The organism is Microcoleus sp. AT9b-C3 (genome assembly GCF_036705485.1).
Taxonomy (GTDB): domain Bacteria; phylum Cyanobacteriota; class Cyanobacteriia; order Cyanobacteriales; family Microcoleaceae; genus Microcoleus.
The window spans coordinates 15936-34483 of sequence record NZ_JAUBUR010000041.1 but is presented as its reverse complement, the minus strand read 5'-3'; the positions used below and the strand labels follow the sequence as shown (position 1 = coordinate 34483).

Genomic DNA, 18548 nt, shown 5'->3' with positions numbered 1-18548 from the left:
ATCATAATGGGTTCTCGCCGTTTCTTACCCTAATACGCAGATCATGTCCAAAATCATCTCTGTCCACTCTTACCGGGGCGGAACTGGCAAATCGAACACGACAGCAAACCTGGCATCTATTATCGCTCGCGGCGGAAATCGGGTCGCCATTGTGGACACAGACATTCAATCACCGGGGATTCACGTGCTGTTCGGTTTCAGCGAGAGCAACATGGATCAGTGCCTGAACGATTACCTGTGGGGCCGGTGTCCGATCGGGGATACGGCCTACAATGTGAGTTCGCTGCTGCCAAAATTAGCCACTAACGGCAACCTCTACCTGATTCCTTCGAGCATTAAAGCAGGGGAGATAGCGCGAGTTTTGCGCGAAGGCTACGACGTGGGACTGCTTACCGACGGCTTTCAAGAACTGATCGAGGTTCTGGACTTAGACTACCTATTTATAGACACGCACCCGGGGCTCAACGAAGAAACCCTCCTCAGCATAACCATTTCCGACATCCTGCTGCTGATTCTGCGTCCGGATCAGCAAGATTTTCAGGGAACGGCTGTCACGGTAGATGTGGCCCGCAAATTAGAAGTTCCCAAGATTTTGATGACGATCAACAAAGCCCCAGAATCCCTGGATTTCGAGGATTTGAAGCAGCAAGTAGAGAGTATCTACAACATCCCAGTTGCAGGGGTGCTGCCCCACAGCGACCAGATGATGCTGCTCGCCAGCAAGGGAGTGTTTGCGCTGCACTTCCCTAACGACCCTCTAACTAAGGTTGTGGAAGGGATTGCGAAACAGATTGTGGCATAATTGGTGCAGCGAAGGCCGATCGCCCGCCCAGGGGTTTCGCTTTCGCTCTCAATTCTTGCGGAGCGATGTCCTCCTGCGTATCCGGCTGCCAGTGGCAGAGGAACTTTTAAAGGCGACAATATTTGGTTAAAGAGTCAGGAGAATGGCGACAAAATGAGATACAAATAGATTATGAGAATTTGTTAAAAAACTTTAGGAGGAGAACTCATGGATTTTGACTTCCGCATACTAATAGTATTGATGCCCGTATTGTTGGCGGGCGGCTGGGCTGCTTACAACATCGGCAGTATAGCTCTCAAACAAGTGCAGAAAATGTTGAACAAGCAAGCTTAAACTTAAACTCAGCCTCTTTTCAGGTAATTCCGCAGCCGACTGTTTTTTGAGATACAAAAACAGCCGGCTTATTTGTGCATTGGCTCGGCTTAAGTGATGGCTGATTTTTGGCGGGCAATTTACGACTGCAGAGAGATGGAGCCAAAGCAAAAGAAAAGTTAGATTTAAAAATTAAGCAGAAACCGGGTACCCTCAAGCAAAATACTTTGTTGCAGCAAACCAGCCTGGGTAAAAAAACCTAGCTGTGAAAGCAGGGCGATCGTGTAAGTTCGGATTTTGATGTTTTGAAATCTACTCATAACTTCTGAGTATAGTTCCATAAAAATATGGGGTAAGCACGTTATCGCAGAAAATATGAGACAATCACAAAAGTATTTGCCCTAACAATCGCCCTAAAAACTGCGAAGTTTAACGGGTAGGGAACATAGGTCAAATTGTCAATGTTAAATTCCTATATCTTTAGATAGATTATGCTTTTTCCCCGATCGAGCGGCATGCTACTCCACCCCACATCCTTTCCCAGTCGATTTGGCATTGGGGACATGGGAATGGAAGCATATCGCTTTATTGACTTTTTAGTTGAGAGCGACCAGCAATACTGGCAGGTATTGCCGCTGGGGCCGACAGGATACGGCAATTCTCCTTATTCGTGCTATTCAGCAATGGCGGGAAATCCGCTGCTGATCAACCCAGAACTGCTGCGGGACCAGCAATTGCTCGCAGATGAAGACTTAGCTAATTTGCCAGAATTTCCCCTGGATTATGTAGACTTCGATCGAGCGATCGCCCTGAAAGTGCCTTTGGTCAAAAAAGCTTGCGAAAACTTCAAAGCCAAAGCATCCCCGATCCAGCAAAAAGAATTCTCAGGTTTTTGCGAAAGCAAAGAGAATTGGCTGGAAGATTATGCCTTATTTATGGCACTAAAAGATCACTTTGGCGGTGTTAGCTGGAACAATTGGGAACCAGAAATTGCCCGTCGAGAACCCGATTCTCTAGAGAAGTGGCGCCAGCAGCTAAATGCTGAGATTTATTACTACAAATACGTCCAGTTTGAGTTTTTTCGCCAGTGGACGGAGTTGAAACGCTATGCTAACCTGCGGGAGATTAAAATTATTGGCGATATTCCGATTTATGTAGCTCACGATAGCGCGGATGTGTGGTCTCATCCAGAAATATTCTGCTTGGATGAAGCCACCGGAGAAGCAGCTTTAATGGCCGGAGTTCCCCCTGATTACTTCAGCAATACAGGTCAATTGTGGGGCAACCCGGTATACAATTGGGAGAAGTTGCAAGCAACTAATTTTGAGTGGTGGGTGCAGCGTTTTGAAGCAATTTTCTCTTATGTAGACGTGACTCGGATCGACCACTTTCGAGGATTTGAAGCTTACTGGGCGGTGAAGCGCGGGCAAGAAACTGCTATGTACGGAGAGTGGATTAAAGCGCCTGGAACAGCTTTGTTGGATCTAATTAACGAAAAGTTTGGCAACTTGCCGATTATCGCTGAGGATTTAGGGGTAATTACTCCAGAAGTGGAAGCTTTGCGCGATCGATACGAGTTTCCGGGAATGAAGATTTTGCAGTTTGCTTTTAACTCAGGCCCGGGCGAGCCTTTTTTGCCTTTCAATTACGATCGCAACTGTGTAGTTTACACCGGCACTCACGACAACGACACCACTGTCGGATGGTTCAATCAACTGCAACACTACGAAAGAGATGACGTTTATCGTTATTTGGGCTGCATCGATCCCCAAGGAATTCACTGGTCTTTAATCCGCATGGGTTGGATGTCTGTTGCTAATTTGGCAATTGTGCCGTATCAAGACTTGTTGGGTTTGGGTACAGACGCGCGGATGAATTTTCCGGGGAAACCAGAGGGAAATTGGGGATGGCGGTATCGACCCGAAGCTTTGAATTGGGAAGTGCGCGATCAGCTCAAAAGCATGACTTACATTTCAGGCCGCGCTCCCCATAAAAATTGATCGTCGGTAAGGGGTAGTTGGTAATTGTTAATGGGTAATATCAAATCTGTTAGCATCGGAATTATTCCTATCTCTATTCTCGACAAGCGCGTGAATCAGCGTCAATCCCTTGTCATCTGCAGCCCGATAAATTCTCTTTTTTTAACCGCAGATGAGGGCAGATAAACACAGATTAACGCAGATGAATTAGCTCAATTCCGGTTGCATTATCCATCCCTGATTGTTGACTGTTGACTGGATTTGACTATTCCGATGCAACGGGAATTGAGCTAATTGGTAATTATTAATGGGTAAGGGGTAATTGGTAATGAGTGAATCAAGAGGGACATTCTAATTAAAAGCTGGGGGCTGCCCGCTATTACCTATTATCCCTTAACAATTACCCATTAACACTCAACCTTCATTCTTGGGCGGTGCTGAAGGCTTGAGTTCGCTTGCTTTAAAAACAACTTCTTTGGCGACTCCAGGAGCTCCGAGTTGTTCGGCTTGTCCGTTATTAACAGCAACCATTACCCCGCCGGCGTTACCTGCTACCACTACCAATTGCTTTTGAGCCCCCCAGGTGCGAACAGTCCCGCTCGGCAAAGTTCCCTCAAACTCTGTTTTACCATCGACTTCAACCTGCATCCAGGATTCTGCTTTAAAAGTGACGCTAACCATCACTGGTTTATTGCCAGATTGATTTAAATTTTGACCGGTTCTTGCTGCTTCGACAGCCTCGTAACTATCCGGTTTCTGATTTTTTGAGGAACTCGATGCCTCAGCAGCTAAACGGGCTTGTTCTTGCTGCCCAAGCGCTAGTTCTTCGGTGCCGACACCGTTTTTTGCCGTAACAGAACCGCTCATCAACTGAGATAAGACATTGACCGAACAGATAATTAGAAATGTGTAAAAGAGGTATAGGTGCATCGGCCGCAACTGAGGCCCATCTTGCCAGGATAGCTTGGTTCTCGATCGAGCCGGCGGTTCGATCGGGAAAAAGTCGGCAAACTGAGTTCCGTCCAAACCCATTGCTTCAGCGTAGCGCTTGATCAAACCCTGAGTGTAGACTGGTTCGGGAAGTTGGTCGAGTTGACCGTCCTCGATGGCTTGCAGCAGATTCCGCCGAATCATTGTTACCACGGCTACTTTGTCCAAACAAATCGACTGCTGTTCGCGGTACTGACGGAGTTGAGTTCCAATTTCCTCTAGCTTCTTCTGAGCTGTTTCTGGCTCTTGGGAGTGCCGTTTCTGCTTAGTGGTTTTGAAGAATAAAAACAATAAATTCTTTGTCATATGCTGTGCTCCTGGGAATTTACTGGCACGCTTATTGATGTTAGGTTGACTAGATTCCATAAATAAATAATTTCCGCATCTTCTAGGGGTCGGCAGCAGCCTGGTGGCAATATTGGCGCACCGGGCCGCTGCAATTGAATCGGGCCAATGGCTGTGCGGTGCAGGCGCACCACGGGATATCCCAACAGCTCGGCTGTTCGCCGAATCTGTCGGTTTCTGCCTTCTGATAGAATGACTTCTAACAGAGTTTCGTCTCGCGCGCGATCGATAACTTTAACTTTCGCGGGCAAAGTTTTTCTGCCGGACAAGATGATGCCGTGACGCCACTTTTGTAGTATGGGTTCCGGGGGATCGCCCAGTACCCAAACCTGATAAGTTTTGGCGATCGAGTGACGCGGATGGGTCAAACAAAATGTCAGCTTACCATCATTGGTCAGCAAGAGGGCGCCGGTGGAATCTGCATCTAAGCGTCCTACGGGGTGGATGCCTTGACCGGAGCGCAGTTGGGGTGGCAGCAAGTCGAGAACTTTCGATCGGGATCTTGGATCGCTGCAAGTAGAAACTACGCCTGCCGGTTTGTTGAGCAACAGATAGACCTTTGCGGGTCGATCCGTTGGCTTTACCGGGACTCCATCGACTTGGATGAGATCGCGATCGGGATTCGCTTTTTCTCCTAAGCGAACAATATTGCCATTAACTCGGACTCGTCCAGCTACAATCATCTGTTCTGCAAGACGGCGAGAGGCAATGCCCCACTGGGCGAGGATTTTTTGCAGCCTTTCATCAGACATGACGGGAGTGTGGAAATCCCCAACGAGCGAACGGTGGGGAGGAAACACGACACGGTTAATTGATTAACCGTACTAGCAATGCTCAATTCCTGATTGGGAATAAATTATAATGCTGACCAATTATTACAGGACGCCCAGCCTGGCACAGATTTTCCTTGTGCCCGGTGCAGATTGTCCTGATGGCATTACCCTGAATGCTGTGCAAAAACTACGAGGAAAAGACTCGTGGCAGGCACAGGTTTGCACCGTTGGTTTGCGCCCGGTTTGAAAGGTGTGGGTCTGACCCGACCATAAACCAACACTACCATAAATCCCGTACTCCTGGTTAAATTTATACGCTCGATCGCGAATTTTTCATCGGGATCGCACAACTCGTGAACTACCCAAAGATCCCAAGGGGCGAAAGGTGAGATTTTTTCTGCTTCTGGCGTTGCTGATGGCAAATTTCTGCTTGATTTTCGAGTTAATCGGACTTGTTTTCATCAACCCGGTTTCTCAGGAAAATCAGAGGTTGACAGCCGTATATCTGTGCAGAAACCGGGTTTTTGAGGGAGGATGTGCAAGTTTTAGTTAAATTTCTGTGCTTGAATATTAAGGTTTATATTCTGAAATTGTTTATGACTGTCGATCGAAACTCTCTTCAATTTGACAATAGAGATGGGGCTGGTGGCTCTGGTGGGACTGTTAATCTTGGCGAGGAGCCGGGGAAACCTTCGCCGAGTCCAGGCAGCCGGATCGCGAGTGCGGTGCTGTCTCCGGCGGTGCAGTTGTGGCTGCGATCGCAAGTTCAGCAGGTGGACGAGTTGAAGGTGAAAATTGAGGGGAGCGATCGACAAATCTTTAGCGGTGCGATCCCCAAAGTCACGGCTGCCGCGAGCGGTGCTGTGTATAAAGGATTACACCTAACTGAAGTTGCCATAGAGGGCTGTGGCATTCGCATCAACCTCGGTCAAGCTCTCAAAGGCCAACCCCTGCGCCTCCTGGAATCCGTTCCCGTGGCAGGCGTTTTGAGGCTTAGCCAAGCGGATTTGAATGCGTCGCTGAAAGCGCCTTTACTTGCTGAGGCTTTAAGCGAATTTCTGCTGCCAATGCTGCCACTGGCAGATAGGGAACAGTCGCTGAAGTTGCAAAATTCGCAGATTGTAATAGAGGCGGGTTTGTTAACGCTTTCGGCGACAATTTTGCGCGCTGGCGGTAGGCAAATTCCTTTGGTATTGCGGACTGGTTTGCGGATAGCCAGCGGTCGCGAATTGATGTTTGAATCACCAGAAATAGAAATGGATGGAGAATTAAAGAGCAGTGATTTCAATGGTTTTAAAATTGATTTTGGGCCGGAAGTTGAGATAGAAGAGTTGATTTTGAGTCCGGGGGAGATTGTTTGTCGGGGAGGTATTAGAGTTTTGCCTTAATTAACAGTTAACAGTTGACAGTTGACAGTTGACTTTAACCTGGTTCCTCGGTAGAGCCTGGGAATACATACCCCACGCCCAATTCCCCACGCCCAATTCCCAATCCCCAATTCCCAATTACCGATTAATTAAAAAAGAGTCGATCGCGGGCAACAGTAAAGTGACAAAATAGTAGACTAACGGCGCGGTAAAAACATAACTGTCGGTGCGATCGAGAATGCCACCGTGACCGGGGATCAACTGTCCCGAATCCTTAACACCGGCGTCTCGCTTCATCATCGACTCAGTTAAATCTCCCAACAGGCTAGCAACCCCAATCAACAGACCAAAAGCAGCCCCAGTATACGGCCACCCCGGCCAGTGTAAATACCAAGACCCAGCGACGGCCACGGCGATGCTGCCGCAAACTCCAAATACAGCACCTTCAACGGTCTTTTTGGGGCTGATGTGGGATAGGCTAGTGCGCCCGAAGAATTTGCCGACAAAATAAGCCCCAATGTCAGCGGCCCAGATGCAGAAGAAAGCCAGCAGCAGCGAAGTCAATCCTAAAGATATGTGGCTGGAATTTGTCCAAGACGGGGAGGGGTAAATGTTAACCGGCAAATTGCTTGCTACTGCTTGCGAAAGTTGGGTTGTAGCAAGATTGCCGGGGTCGAGGCCGACTCGCAGCCGTACCCAATAGCTGGGCAAATAACCGCCGTAGAACAATCCTAAAACTGAGGAGGCAATATCGGCGATCGTCGATAATTTAGGTTGGAATAACAGGTAGAAACAGATTAAGGTTCCCGCTAAGGGGAACATGGCATCTACGAGTTGCGGTGCTAGGGCAGCAGTAATTAACAGACCTTGACTGACTGCTAAGGTAGTTTTGGCAGCGGGTGCAATGCCTTTAGCCCTGGCTAATTGAAAATATTCCAATTGACCTAGGTAGACGATGACTCCAAAGCCGACGGTGAAGTACCATCCGCCCAGAATAATCATTCCCAAAGCAAGGGCGATCGCAACTATTCCACTCAGGATACGAGACCAAGGCATAAAATGAATTTCTCTTGCAGACGGCGGTGGATCACTCGATTTTAGATTTTAGATTTTAGATTTTAGATTCTAGATTTACTCCACAGATGAATCTGGGAGATTGAAGTAGGGTCTAAAATTTTGGGTGGTTCACGACGATTGTCGGCGGCTTGTACCCGTTTTTGGGCGGTGTCATTCGACGCAAGGATGTAAGGATTGTTATGGTACGGTTTCCTCCCTTGCACAGCCAAGCCGAATACCCAACTGGCGATGAGCCAAAATCTCAACTCAGGGGGTCAATCCAGCTATGGTCGCCCTTATTCTAAGTATGAAGGTTAAGTGAACTTAAAAAAGATTAAGAATTACATTTAGGAAGGGGCATAGGGCATAGGGCATGGGGCATTGGGTATGTATTCCCAGGCTCTGCCGAGGAACCAGGTTAAAGTTAACTGTCAACTGTCAACTGTCAACTGTCAATTAACTTCTAATCCAGCTTTTCGCCGCTGAGAATAAATATGGGATTGACGGCGGCAAAGGTTTGACTCAGGCCGCGAGTCTCCAAGCGGTTGACGGCGGACTGGACTACCTCGATGTTGCGGACTTGCAACTCGGCGAACCCTTCAGAAAGGGCGTAAAGATTTTCTAAATTCGAGGCTGTGGCGACAACTCTACCGTGGGGTTGCAAGTACCGCCAGACTTCTTGGAGAATCGCTTTAATCGGGCGACCTCCTTCGATGCAGACTCGGTGGGGGGGTTGGGGCAGGTTGGCAAGGCATTCCGGGGCACTGCCTTCTATGACTTCTACGTTGTTGAGCTCGAATCGATCGCAATTTCTGCGAATCAAGCTTGCTACTTCTTCGTCCCTTTCGACGGCGATAATCCGACCTTTGGGACACAGCAAACCTGTTTCTACGGCGATCGTACCAGTACCTGCACCGATGTCCCACACCACTGAATCTGCTTGCAGCCGTAGGTGGGAGATTAACAGCAGTCGGACTTCTCGCTTACTCATGGGAATTCCCGGTAAACGTTCAAATAAGTCATCCGGGATGCCTGGAGTGACGTAGGGCCAAAGCATAGTTATATTTTTGATTTTTGATTTTTGATTGAAGCAAGACGGCAGTTGGAACTCGCGGAAGAAGTAGAAATTCTCCCAATTTCCCCCAAGCCTTAATATTTACTGTCGCACAACCTTGAGAGTTTGGAGGCCGGGATCGCTGCAACCTGTGATTTTTCCGCCGACGGCCAGGATTTGTTGCAGGTAGTCAACGGCTGCTGGGGTAATTATTTCACCGGGCATCAGGACTGGTATTCCTGGGGGATAGGGACAGATGAGCTCGGCGCACAGGCGATCGACTGCTTTGTCGGCAGGTACTGTTTCCGCTGGGAAAAAGAAAGCCTCGCGGGGGGAGAGGAGAGGGGGAGAGGGGGAGAGTGGGAGAGTGGGAGATTGGGCAAATCTTCCCTCGGACATCGGACTTCTTCTCTCGGACTTCTTCTTTCGGACTTCTTCCTTCTTCCTAACATCCGTTACATCCGTTACAGAATCCGTTGCCGAACTTCCTTCTTCCTGACATCCGTTACATCCGTTACATCCGTTACAGAATCCGTTGCCGAACTTCCTTCTTCCTTCTAAAATCGTAAAAGCTTTAACTAAATTGTCAATATCTGATTCTGTATTTCCCAAGCTGATAATAAATGTTAAATGTTGCGGCATTGGTAATTCTGCCGTGACACCGAGTTGAGAGTGCAAAATTTCATCGGCTGCAAATCCTGTGATTCCTAAATCGGATACTTTTACGGTTAGCCTCGTTCGGTCTAATGCTGCAAAACCCGGTGTATTTAACGGTTCTAAAACTGATAAGCCAGGAATTTGACTGATGCGCGATCGCGCTTTTTCTGCTAGCTGTAAAGTTTGCGCCATTAATTCTTTGCCGTGAAGTGCGATTTGTTGGCGGGCTGCGTCTAGGGATGCTAATAATAAGTAACTCGGACTGGTAGATTGTACTAGCTGCAATGCTCTATTTAATTTTTGGATATCTATGCGATCGCCCTTGACGTGCAGCATCGATGCTTGTGTCATTGCACCGAGGGTTTTGTGGATTGATTGTACTGTTAAATCGGCGCCGGCTGATAGTGCCGGTTCTGGCAAGTTTGGATGAAAGTTAAAGTGCGCGCCGTGGGCTTCGTCTACTAATAACGGTATGTTGTATTGATGGGTAATTTGGGCGATCGCCCGCAAATCTCCGCAGACGCCGTGATAGGTTGGGTAAACTATCATTACTGCTTTCGCGTCGGGATGTTGTTCTAGGGCTGCGGCTGTGGCTTCTGGGGTGATGCTGTTGGCAATATCCCAATCAGGGTGGTACTCTGGATTGACAAAAATTGGAATTGCACCCGATAAAATTAAACCAGAAATCGCCGAGGAGTGGATATTTCGAGGTAGGATAATTTTATCTCCTGGGCCGCAAGTTGCTAAGATGGCGGCGATAATTCCGCAAGTCGAACCGTTAGCCAAAAACCGAGTTGATTTGGCTCCAAAAGCTTCGGCGGCTAATTCTTGAGATTCGGCAATTGCACCTTCTGGGTTAAAGAGATTATCTAATTCCGGCAATTCCGGCAAATCCGATCGAAATACTGCTGCACCGAATAAGTCAATTAGGGGTTGAGATATTCCTTGTCCGCGTTTATGTCCGGGGGCATAGAATGGGGCGTGCGGGTGATTTGTGCGATCGCGCAAGGCATCTAATAGAGGCGTTTGTGGTTGAGAGTTTGCTGGTGACACGCTTAATCCTGATTTGAATATTTGGAATTATAGCAACTGCCGAGGTTTCACGGGACGTGATTAATTGCTGAAACCATTGCTGGAAATTTTGCGATCGCATCGACTGCTTCCTTTTTCCTTGCACTCGCCCACAAGCAACACCGTCTCAATTTCAAACTTCTCTAAAATGACTTAACATCGACTGCTTAAGTATGATCCCAAACAGTTGAAAATCCTGGCTACTGCTTTACTTATGGTTTGTGTAGCGGCTGTGGTTTCAGTGACAGCACAAAATCCTACCATAGTCTGCGGCTATTTTTCAGCTTACTGTTGTGAGGAAGTTTTGGGCGAGCGCGCACTACAGTCACAAACTACCAAGACGCTTTAATAGCTTGACCCAATAGATATCAAAGTCAAGCTTAAATTCAAAGTAGATTGTTGATTTGCGATCGCCCAAAACTCTACCCTAATTGGTTTTTCCAATTCATTGCATATTGTGCAATCAGCTCTGCATGGTCAGTCCAATTAATGATTTGACGTGCTTTAATAAAGTCCACGTCGTTGCCAGAAATACAGTCATCCAGTGTGATACCCGTAAACACACCGAATTTCATACCATCAACCAGGATAAAGAGTGCGATCTCGGCACGCATGACAAGATCGGGCTCGTTAACCAAATCTAGGCCTAACACATCAGAATATTTCCGATAATTGTAATCCCAGGTCAGTTGCACGTACCCCCGTCCGTAAAACGGATAATAGCGCAGAGTTTGGCGGTGGTTCTCCCCTTCAGGTTCACCCAAATAATACGATTCCTTGACGGGTTGGAAACTGTCTGCTGTTTCATGTTCAACGGTTGCGAGAATGTAAGCAATTTGAGATTGAGACGTAATCCCTTGGCGATGAGCTTCTTTAACAATTGCCTCAACCGTCGCATTTTTATCACCGCCTTTCCAATCAGGTAATAATCCAGCACCCGGTTTGGCATCGAGTAAAGCTTTAGCTGTTGTTGCCCCTAACACATCTGGGCCATCAAGTTTACGACTGGCTTTAAAACTTCTTAAGGCTTCTTGCGTTTGAGGGCCGTAAATCCCATCAACAACCTCTAAAAGATGATTAGCGCGTAAGATGGTTTGAATTTCTGCACAGAATAGTGGATCTTCAACTAACACTCCAGAGTGAATATCATCAAAAGGAATCGATTGCTTTTGGTCAATCACGTCTTGGAGTTTCAGGCCGGATGGTTCGCTGGAAACAGCACGAGACTGTCCCGAAATTAATTGTGTCAGTTTAGTTTGCGTTACAAATCCCGCAATTCCATCAACCTGCAAGCCTTGTTCAGCCTGAAATTTTCGGATGGCGGCATCAGTTTCGGTGCCAAAGATACCATCTGTTGTAACTGAAATTCCAACAGTTGCTAAATCTTCTTGAAGTTTGCCGACTCGTTCTCCCTGCATCGGAGGTATCACCAGACGCAACTCCCCGTCTTGGTCGCTGCTATAGGGGGCTGAATCAATTCCAGGGGAAAGGAAACTCACATGAAGGTGATCGTCATGTCCATCCCAAAATTCTACCCCTGTAATTTGTGGATCGTTGAACAAAATTGTTTTAATAGGCAAAATAGGATTATTGTAGAATAAATCTACCAATTCTTGAGTGCGTTGGCGCGAGTATTTACTATCGTAATAGGTGAGAGGAATTTCTTCATCAGTGTTAGCAACAAGAGCAATATCAACATCAAGTCCCTTGTCATGAGAGCTATGGCCTGGAGTTAACCCTTCTGCTGTACTGATGTCTCCGATGCCAATACGGGGTCTAGGATATTTTTTTACCCACTCATTACAGACATATTGGAGAGCCTGAATCACTTCGGGACGACCATAGCAATTGTCTCCGTAACATTCATAGCCATCTCCATTAGTCGGCATTTCTTCAAAAAAGCCTCGTGTTCCCCAACTGAATTGCTCGATTTCTTCTGCTGTAAAACCAATATGTGCCGTGCAGTGGGTATGGTTATGTTGCCAAGTTTTAGAGCGTAAGTTGCGATTGATTTCTAATACCATTGTTAATTTCCTTTTTAGAGTGTGTTTTTCTGTTGCAAGATCGCTTTTTAGGAAGGCGATCTTCGCCAATGCCAATGGCAAGGTAACGGAATGGTTAACATAATGACTCCTGAGTAATAGCCGATCGCAACCCCTAGATCCCGGAAAACTAAATTCAGCTTTGTCGATCGTGCAAATACCTGACCCATTTCACGAATCCTTGAGAATTGCTATAGTTCGATCGCCCAAAAACCAGCGATTTTCCCCACAGGCTGATGATTGCGATCGGCCAAAGTGCGAACAGGCTTACCCTCCGCAACATCCCAAAGTGCGATCGTCCGATCCCAGCTTCCAGAAGCCAGCATTTTACCGTCAGGGCTAAAGGCGACACTCTCAACCCAGTCCTGATGGCCGGTCAAAGTTTGAATCGGTTGGGAGCATCTCATATTTGTAAAAACACTTCTTCTGGCTCCTTCCTTCTTCCTCTTTTCTCCTGGCTCCTGACTCCTGACTCCTAACTCCAATTTTGGGCTTGGCTGCTTTCATTGAGATGCTCCCGAATCGGTTTACCCGTCGCCACATCCCAGAGTCCGATCGTGTTGTCAAAACTCCCAGAAGCGAGAGTTTTGCCATCAGGACTAAAAGCAATACTCAAAACCCCTTGGTGATGACCCCTCAAGCTTGCAAAAATTTGACCCGCCGCCAGATCCCACAGTATGATTTTGTTGTCAAAACTGCCAACAGCCAGAGTTTTACCATTAGGACTAAAAGCAATACTCAAAACACAATTCTTGCCATCGGTCAAAGCGCGGAGCAGTTTACCCGTAACCACATCCCAAACTTTAATAGTTTTGTCGCTACTCCCAGAAGCAAGAGTTTTACCATCGGGACTAAAGGTAAAACTCTCAACCCAACTCTGATGACCGGTCAAGGTGTGAATGAGTTTACCAGTAGCCACATCCCAGAGTTTGATAGTTTTGTCGCTACTGGCAGAAGCAAGGGTTTTACCATCAGGACTAAAAGCAATCCTCAAAACCCAATTTTTATGACCCGTTAACGTGTCAATAGATTTACCAGTAGCCATGTCCCAGAGTTCGATCGAGTTGTCGAAACTTGCAGAAGCGAGAGTTTTGCCATCCGAACTAAAAGCCACACTCAAAGCTCCTTTCTGAGCGCCTCTGAAAGTTTTAATAACTGTGCCAGTAGCCACATCCCAAAATTTGATACTTTGGTCGAAACTCCCAGTAGCGAGGGTTTTACCATCGGGACTAAAAGCGACACTCCAAACAGAACGCTGTTGCTCTGCCGAGGGATCGATCTGGTGGCTCTGTGCCACATCCTGAACTTGAATAATTCTGTAAGACCGCAATCTTGTTTTTTGATTAAAAAGTAAATTTGCATCAATACTACGCATCTTAATTGTCGCTTTTTCTACCGATCGCCACTGCCACCCTGTCAAGCAAGACGCTAATATCAATGCTAAACTATAAAACCCAGTCAATTCCCTGAAAAACTTGTGCCGTTTTTGTTGGCGAAATATCGCCTTAAATGCCATAGCTGATTGCCTCCCTTAACCATGAATAATATTTAGATGCTTCTACTTTGACAATCTAAAATCTGCGATTTATGCGATCGCACAAATCGCGCTCTTCTTTACTAAGATTGACATTAGGATTATTGAAATAATCGCGCATCCAAAAGCAACCATGCTTTAATAAAGCATCGAGTTCTAATCCCTCCAAATTCCACAAAATCATCGTCCTATCATCGCTACCCGATACCAAAGTCTTACCATCAGGGCTGAAACTAAGACTGCGAACCGGCGCAGTATGCCCCGGCAGAGTAGCGATCCCAGTGCCATCCGGTTTCCAGAATTTCACCGTCTTATCGTCACCCGTCGAAGCTAATATTTTGCCATCCGGGCTAAAACTGATACTATTAGCTGCCACCCTGTGCCCCGTCCAGCTTTTGAGCAAAGTGCCATCTGTTTTCCAAACTTTAAGCATGCCATCATTGCTAGCCGAGGCAAGAGTCTCACCATTTGGGCTGAAACTAACGCTATAAACCTGAGCCTCATGCTTCATAGTATTTAGCAAAGTTCCATCCATTTTCCACAGTCTGACCGTCTTATCAAGGCTGGCTGAAGCAAGAGTTTTACTGTCAGGACTAAAACTCAGGCTAGTAACTAAACGGCTATGTAGAGTATTAAGCAACGTACCATCTGGCTTCCAAAGATTAACTGTGCCATCATAACTTCCAGAGGCAATTGTTTGACTATCGGGGCTAAAAACAACGCTAACAACAGGAGCTTGATGACCAGAAAAAGTATTCAGCAACCTGCCATCTTGTTTCCAAAGTTTCACTTTCGTATCTAAACTTGCAGAGGCAATCATTTGACCGTCGGGGCTAAAATTGACGCTATTAACCGGCGCTTGATGCCCAGAAAGCGTTTTAAATAAAGAGCCATCTCGTTTCCAAAGTTGAGCCAATCTGTTAGCATTTGCTGAAGCCAATATGTCACCTGTTTGGCTAAAACTAACACCCAAAACAATATCCGACGAGCCAGTCAAAGTTTGGCGTAAGCTATTATTTAACTTCAAGATTTCAATGCTATGATCGAGGCCGGCAAAGGCAAGCATTTGACCGTCCGGGCTAAAAGAAGGGCTCCGTCCAGTTAAAGTGTTCAGCAAAGTACCATCGCGTTTCCAAACTTTAACAATATTGTCAGCACTCGATGAGACGAGTAACTGATTATCGGGGCTAAAACTAACCTTGAAAATATGAGTATTATGCTCAAGAGTTTTAACTAAAGTGCCATCAAGTTTCCAAATTTTTACCGTCTTGTCTTGACTTGATGAAGCGATAACCTTACCATCCGGGCTAAAACTAACACTTATAACGGGCGCTTTATGACCCGAAAAAAATTTCACTAAACTGCCATCGAGTTTCCAAAGCTTAACCATTCCATCTGCGCTCCCAGAGGCAATCATCTGTCCGTCTCGACCAAAACTAACACTACTAACCGGCGCTTTATCCTGAATGCTTCTCATCAAAGTGCCATCCGGTTTCCAAAGCTTAATTGTTCCATCAGTGCTAGCCGAAGCAAACATCTGACCATCCCGTCTAAAACTAACATTAATAACCTCATTTTTATGCTGAGAAAGCGTCTTAATCAAAGTGCCATCGGCTTGCCAAATTTTAATCGTCTTGTCCGCACTAGCAGAGGCAATAATTTGACTGTCTGGGCTAAAACTAATGCTATAAACTTCGTTGGTATGTCCCGAAAGGGTATTGAGTAAAGTGCCGTCTGCTTTCCAAAGTTTAATCGTATTGTCTGCACTAGCAGAGGCAATAATTTGATTATCAGGACTAAAAGTGATGTTATAAATAGGAGCTTTGTGACCTTTCAAGCGATTGGATTCTCTGATGCGATAAATAACAGATTGCAGGGCTGACACAACCTCCTCCTGCGTGTTTGAAGAAACCCAAACTGCCTGTTTCATTATTTTTTGGGCTTTTAAAGCTTCTATCAAAGCCTCTAATTCTCGCTCGGAGCTAAAAAGTTGTTCAGCCGATAGCGCTAAGCTTCTGCTTTGGGCTTGTAGATTTTGATTCCATTGATAAAAGAGAAATCCTAATGTCACAGCAAAGGCTGTAGCAATCAGGCTAATTTTGCGGCGGAGGTTGTTACGTCGGCGGCGGAGGCTGCGCTGTAAAAATTCTGCCTCTACTTCGTTAAACCAATTTTCATCGTATTTGAGATGTTCGTCTAATACTGTCAGATAAGGGTTTGTATCCCAGAGAAAGTCTTCTTGTTTGTCTTGGCTGCGTTTTTGGAGGCTGGGTTTGTGCTTCCATAGTTTAGTTAAAGTTACATTCATCTGGTAAAACAAGTTTTCACAATAAACGAAGCTACGGTCTAAAAAAATAACAACTGGTTCTATTTTTTCTTGAAATTTCAGCGGTTTTTCTTTTTTTTTCCACTCGATAGCTGCTGGGGTTAGCCGCCGTTGCAAAATTAAATTTTCTTGATGTTCTCGTTCCCAAATTATTAGTTTTTGCCATCCTCGCATCAAGACATCGTGGGCCGGTTCAACATAACCTTTGCCTTCGGTATCTCGTCCTTTTACTAATAGACGTGCGGCACAAAATTGCTCGATCGCTGTTTGGACTCGCTGATTTTCCGGTTGGGGATAAATTAATTCTTCATCTAATACCCGCCGGCGAGCTAATTCACCACCGCCTACAGCAACCATTCGCAGCATGATGTGGCGGATGGTTTTTGCATAAGCACGATCGCTTTTAACTAATTCCTCATATTCCGAGTCAGCTCTTTGGGTGAGACTGCGTGTAACTCCGCCCAATTCTTCATAGTCTTCTTGAGTAATTGCCCGATTATTTCTTTGCCCTTCTCTGACGTTTTTAATATAGTTAAAATAAAGTTCGCTCAGAGTGAAAGAAAGTAAAGGTAGTGCTCCGGGCATTTGGGCGACTTCATCAATTAATTGCTCTACCAAGGTGGCGGGTTCAAAATACATTACCTTAGCAGCAGCAGGATCGACAATCGCTTGGCGTAATTCTTCCCGTGTCATGGCGGGAACAACAAATCGTGATTTTTTCCAATAGGGTTTTAAGGCTGTATCTCTAAATTGAGGTTCAAAATCGGAACGTAAAGTTATGACAATTCGCAACCAATTCGGGAGTGTTTCTAAGGCTTTTGCTAACCAATTTAAAAATTTCTCTTGTTCTTGGCTATCTTGACTGAGAGTCACTACTTCTTCAAATTGGTCAATCACTAACAGCAATTTGGTGTGAGAATTAACGTTTTTCCATGCACTGAGTTTGTATAACAAGCTTTGCAAGATTTGTCCTTTTTGTAAACCTACAGAGCTACTGCTAGCTTCTTGTAAGTCTTTGTCAGAAACCAGCTCGTTAGAGATAAGTGATTCTGAAAAATTTTCGTTTCCTAGGGCAGAGTTTAAAGCACTGAAAGGAGACTCACCCGGACGAATAGGAGAGAGGAGGCGCCAGTTGGGTTGAGTTTTTTTCAATTGGGGAAGTAATCCCGCTTTTACTAAGCTAGATTTCCCTGAACCAGATGCGCCTAGAACCACAGTTAAGGGATGTTCTGCGACGAATTCAACTAATTTTTCATTTAAAGCCTGTCTGCCAAAGAATTTGTCGCTATCTGCTTCTTCAAATGATTGTAATCCTTTGTAGGGATTGGTGTTTTCATTGAGTTTGGGAGCGGGGGGCAATTGATTAACGTCAAAACCAGGAAGAATAAAAATATATTCGCCCTTATCATGGTGTTTTAACTGTGCAAAACCAGGGGTTTGTTTAGCTGCTATTTTGCCGAATTCTGATTGTAAATAGGCATAGAGTTCGGTTGCGGTAATCACGCCATCTTTGGTAAGGTCTGCTTCTCCCTCAAGCGCCTTGAGTAAAAGTTCTGCAAAGGGAGAGTGATTGGAACTTTCGCTTCGCTGTCCAAATCGATACAGCGAGTCGGCAGCTTTTTCATCATGCGCTGCTGAGGTAATGACTTGCTGGGCGCAGCCTGATGTGTAGCGAGCGTACCGTTCGCGATATACTTTTTGCGATCGCACCGCCTCCCGATGAACTGCCGCCCAGCGAAAAGTGCCAGCAAAGCAGCAATCCAGAATAATTAACGAATGGCGACATGGCAGTTGGATTAAGCTATCGTGCAATCGCTGCATCGACAGCCAAGTGTCGCTATCATCTCGTTCACCATCTTGAGGAATCAAAAAGCCAGCCGGCCCCTCTGCATTGTCGAGTCCGTCCAAGGCGATGCCATGTCCCGCAAAGTAGAACAAAATGCGATCGTCCGCTGCAACTTGCACTTTATTTCCATCTGGAAAAACAAGTATTTTCTCGGCAAAGCCTGCCAAGAGCTCGCTGATATTAGACAGAGTGGCATCTGTATCTAACAGTAACAAAACTTGGTATTGATACTTTTCCTCGATCAGATTGGCCAGTTTTTGAGCATCATTGGCTGCTGTTTGCAGCGGGGGAATGTTGTTAACATAGCGATCGATACCAATCACCACTGCCAGACTGCGTTTAATCTCCGACATTCTTTAATTCCCCCGACTAATTTATTTCAAGTTTCAGTTTA

At 46.0% G+C, this 18548-nt stretch carries 15 protein-coding genes; 4 read left to right on the top strand and 11 right to left on the bottom strand.

Going from position 1 to position 18548, the window contains the following annotated elements:
* The first annotated feature begins 43 nt into the window (after positions 1-43).
* Positions 44-802, top strand: coding sequence for a MinD/ParA family protein (locus QUB77_RS26695; RefSeq protein WP_333179232.1), 759 nt, complete (start codon positions 44-46; stop codon positions 800-802).
* A gap of 207 nt (positions 803-1009) precedes the next feature.
* Complete coding sequence (locus tag QUB77_RS26690) at positions 1010-1135, top strand: photosystem II protein Y (RefSeq protein ID WP_333179230.1); 126 nt, start codon at positions 1010-1012, stop codon at positions 1133-1135.
* A 164-nt stretch (positions 1136-1299) separates the two neighbouring features.
* On the opposite strand, the gene QUB77_RS26685 is transcribed toward QUB77_RS26690, so the two are convergent.
* Positions 1300-1434, bottom strand: coding sequence for a hypothetical protein (locus QUB77_RS26685; RefSeq protein ID WP_333179227.1), 135 nt, complete (start codon positions 1432-1434; stop codon positions 1300-1302).
* Between the two features lie 171 nt (positions 1435-1605).
* Here QUB77_RS26685 and malQ point away from each other — a divergent pair, with 171 nt between their 5' ends.
* Positions 1606-3114, top strand: a complete 1509-nt coding sequence (malQ, locus tag QUB77_RS26680; protein ID WP_333179224.1) for a 4-alpha-glucanotransferase — start codon at positions 1606-1608, stop codon at positions 3112-3114.
* A 393-nt stretch (positions 3115-3507) separates the two neighbouring features.
* Here malQ and QUB77_RS26675 read toward each other — a convergent pair whose 3' ends face one another.
* The 3 genes from QUB77_RS26675 to QUB77_RS26665 all read right to left on the bottom strand — a co-directional run bounded on the left by QUB77_RS26675 (position 3508) and on the right by QUB77_RS26665 (position 5623).
* Positions 3508-4389, bottom strand: coding sequence for a RodZ domain-containing protein (locus tag QUB77_RS26675; protein WP_333179221.1), 882 nt, complete (start codon positions 4387-4389; stop codon positions 3508-3510).
* The gene (locus QUB77_RS26670; RefSeq protein ID WP_333179218.1) at positions 4386-5180 is read right to left on the bottom strand and encodes a pseudouridine synthase; all 795 of its coding nucleotides are present in this window, start codon (positions 5178-5180) and stop codon (positions 4386-4388) included. The genes QUB77_RS26675 and QUB77_RS26670 overlap by 4 nt, the downstream gene beginning before the upstream one ends.
* A 185-nt stretch (positions 5181-5365) precedes the next feature.
* The gene (locus QUB77_RS26665; RefSeq protein ID WP_333179215.1) at positions 5366-5623 is read right to left on the bottom strand and encodes a hypothetical protein; all 258 of its coding nucleotides are present in this window, start codon (positions 5621-5623) and stop codon (positions 5366-5368) included.
* A 174-nt stretch (positions 5624-5797) separates the two neighbouring features.
* Here QUB77_RS26665 and QUB77_RS26660 point away from each other — a divergent pair, with 174 nt between their 5' ends.
* Positions 5798-6589: a DUF2993 domain-containing protein gene (locus tag QUB77_RS26660; protein ID WP_333296146.1), complete on the top strand. Its 792-nt coding sequence runs from the start codon at positions 5798-5800 to the stop codon at positions 6587-6589.
* A 117-nt stretch (positions 6590-6706) separates the two neighbouring features.
* Here the strand turns inward: QUB77_RS26660 and QUB77_RS26655 are convergent, their stop codons facing one another.
* The 7 genes from QUB77_RS26655 to QUB77_RS26625 form a co-directional block, all read right to left on the bottom strand.
* A complete protein-coding gene (locus tag QUB77_RS26655; protein ID WP_333179211.1) occupies positions 6707-7624 on the bottom strand; it encodes a phosphatidate cytidylyltransferase in 918 nt (305 codons plus the stop codon).
* Positions 7625-8087: 463 nt separating this feature from the next.
* Positions 8088-8681 carry a precorrin-6Y C5,15-methyltransferase subunit CbiT gene (gene cbiT, locus QUB77_RS26650; protein ID WP_333179209.1) on the bottom strand — a complete coding sequence of 198 codons (594 nt, stop codon included), beginning with the start codon at positions 8679-8681 and terminating at the stop codon, positions 8088-8090.
* 99 nt (positions 8682-8780) lie between these two features.
* Entirely contained in the window at positions 8781-10388 is a 1608-nt protein-coding gene (locus QUB77_RS26645) for an aminotransferase class I/II-fold pyridoxal phosphate-dependent enzyme (protein ID WP_333179207.1), read from the bottom strand.
* A 440-nt stretch (positions 10389-10828) separates the two neighbouring features.
* The gene (locus tag QUB77_RS26640) at positions 10829-12499 is read right to left on the bottom strand and encodes a penicillin-insensitive murein endopeptidase (RefSeq protein WP_333179204.1); all 1671 of its coding nucleotides are present in this window, start codon (positions 12497-12499) and stop codon (positions 10829-10831) included.
* A gap of 140 nt (positions 12500-12639) precedes the next feature.
* Positions 12640-12855 carry a WD40 domain-containing protein gene (locus QUB77_RS26635; protein WP_333179201.1) on the bottom strand — a complete coding sequence of 72 codons (216 nt, stop codon included), beginning with the start codon at positions 12853-12855 and terminating at the stop codon, positions 12640-12642.
* Between the two features lie 68 nt (positions 12856-12923).
* Positions 12924-13964 carry a WD40 repeat domain-containing protein gene (locus QUB77_RS26630; RefSeq protein ID WP_333179198.1) on the bottom strand — a complete coding sequence of 347 codons (1041 nt, stop codon included), beginning with the start codon at positions 13962-13964 and terminating at the stop codon, positions 12924-12926.
* Between the two features lie 55 nt (positions 13965-14019).
* The gene (locus QUB77_RS26625) at positions 14020-18507 is read right to left on the bottom strand and encodes an nSTAND1 domain-containing NTPase (RefSeq protein WP_333179196.1); all 4488 of its coding nucleotides are present in this window, start codon (positions 18505-18507) and stop codon (positions 14020-14022) included.
* Between the last annotated feature and the right edge of the window lie 41 nt (positions 18508-18548).

What these genes read in the sequence shown, in the direction of transcription:
- QUB77_RS26690 (WP_333179230.1), top strand. Translation starts at nt 1,010, where the DNA reads ATGGATTTTGACTTCCGCATACTAATAGTATTGATGCCCGTATTGTTG.
- QUB77_RS26695 (WP_333179232.1), top strand. Translation starts at nt 44, where the DNA reads ATGTCCAAAATCATCTCTGTCCACTCTTACCGGGGCGGAACTGGCAAA.
- malQ (WP_333179224.1), top strand. Translation starts at nt 1,606, where the DNA reads ATGCTTTTTCCCCGATCGAGCGGCATGCTACTCCACCCCACATCCTTT.
- QUB77_RS26685 (WP_333179227.1), bottom strand. Translation starts at nt 1,434, where the DNA reads ATGAGTAGATTTCAAAACATCAAAATCCGAACTTACACGATCGCCCTG.
- QUB77_RS26625 (WP_333179196.1), bottom strand. Translation starts at nt 18,507, where the DNA reads ATGTCGGAGATTAAACGCAGTCTGGCAGTGGTGATTGGTATCGATCGC.
- QUB77_RS26670 (WP_333179218.1), bottom strand. Translation starts at nt 5,180, where the DNA reads ATGTCTGATGAAAGGCTGCAAAAAATCCTCGCCCAGTGGGGCATTGCC.
- QUB77_RS26675 (WP_333179221.1), bottom strand. Translation starts at nt 4,389, where the DNA reads ATGACAAAGAATTTATTGTTTTTATTCTTCAAAACCACTAAGCAGAAA.
- QUB77_RS26630 (WP_333179198.1), bottom strand. Translation starts at nt 13,964, where the DNA reads ATGGCATTTAAGGCGATATTTCGCCAACAAAAACGGCACAAGTTTTTC.
- QUB77_RS26635 (WP_333179201.1), bottom strand. Translation starts at nt 12,855, where the DNA reads ATGAGATGCTCCCAACCGATTCAAACTTTGACCGGCCATCAGGACTGG.
- QUB77_RS26655 (WP_333179211.1), bottom strand. Translation starts at nt 7,624, where the DNA reads ATGCCTTGGTCTCGTATCCTGAGTGGAATAGTTGCGATCGCCCTTGCT.
- QUB77_RS26660 (WP_333296146.1), top strand. Translation starts at nt 5,798, where the DNA reads ATGACTGTCGATCGAAACTCTCTTCAATTTGACAATAGAGATGGGGCT.
- cbiT (WP_333179209.1), bottom strand. Translation starts at nt 8,681, where the DNA reads ATGCTTTGGCCCTACGTCACTCCAGGCATCCCGGATGACTTATTTGAA.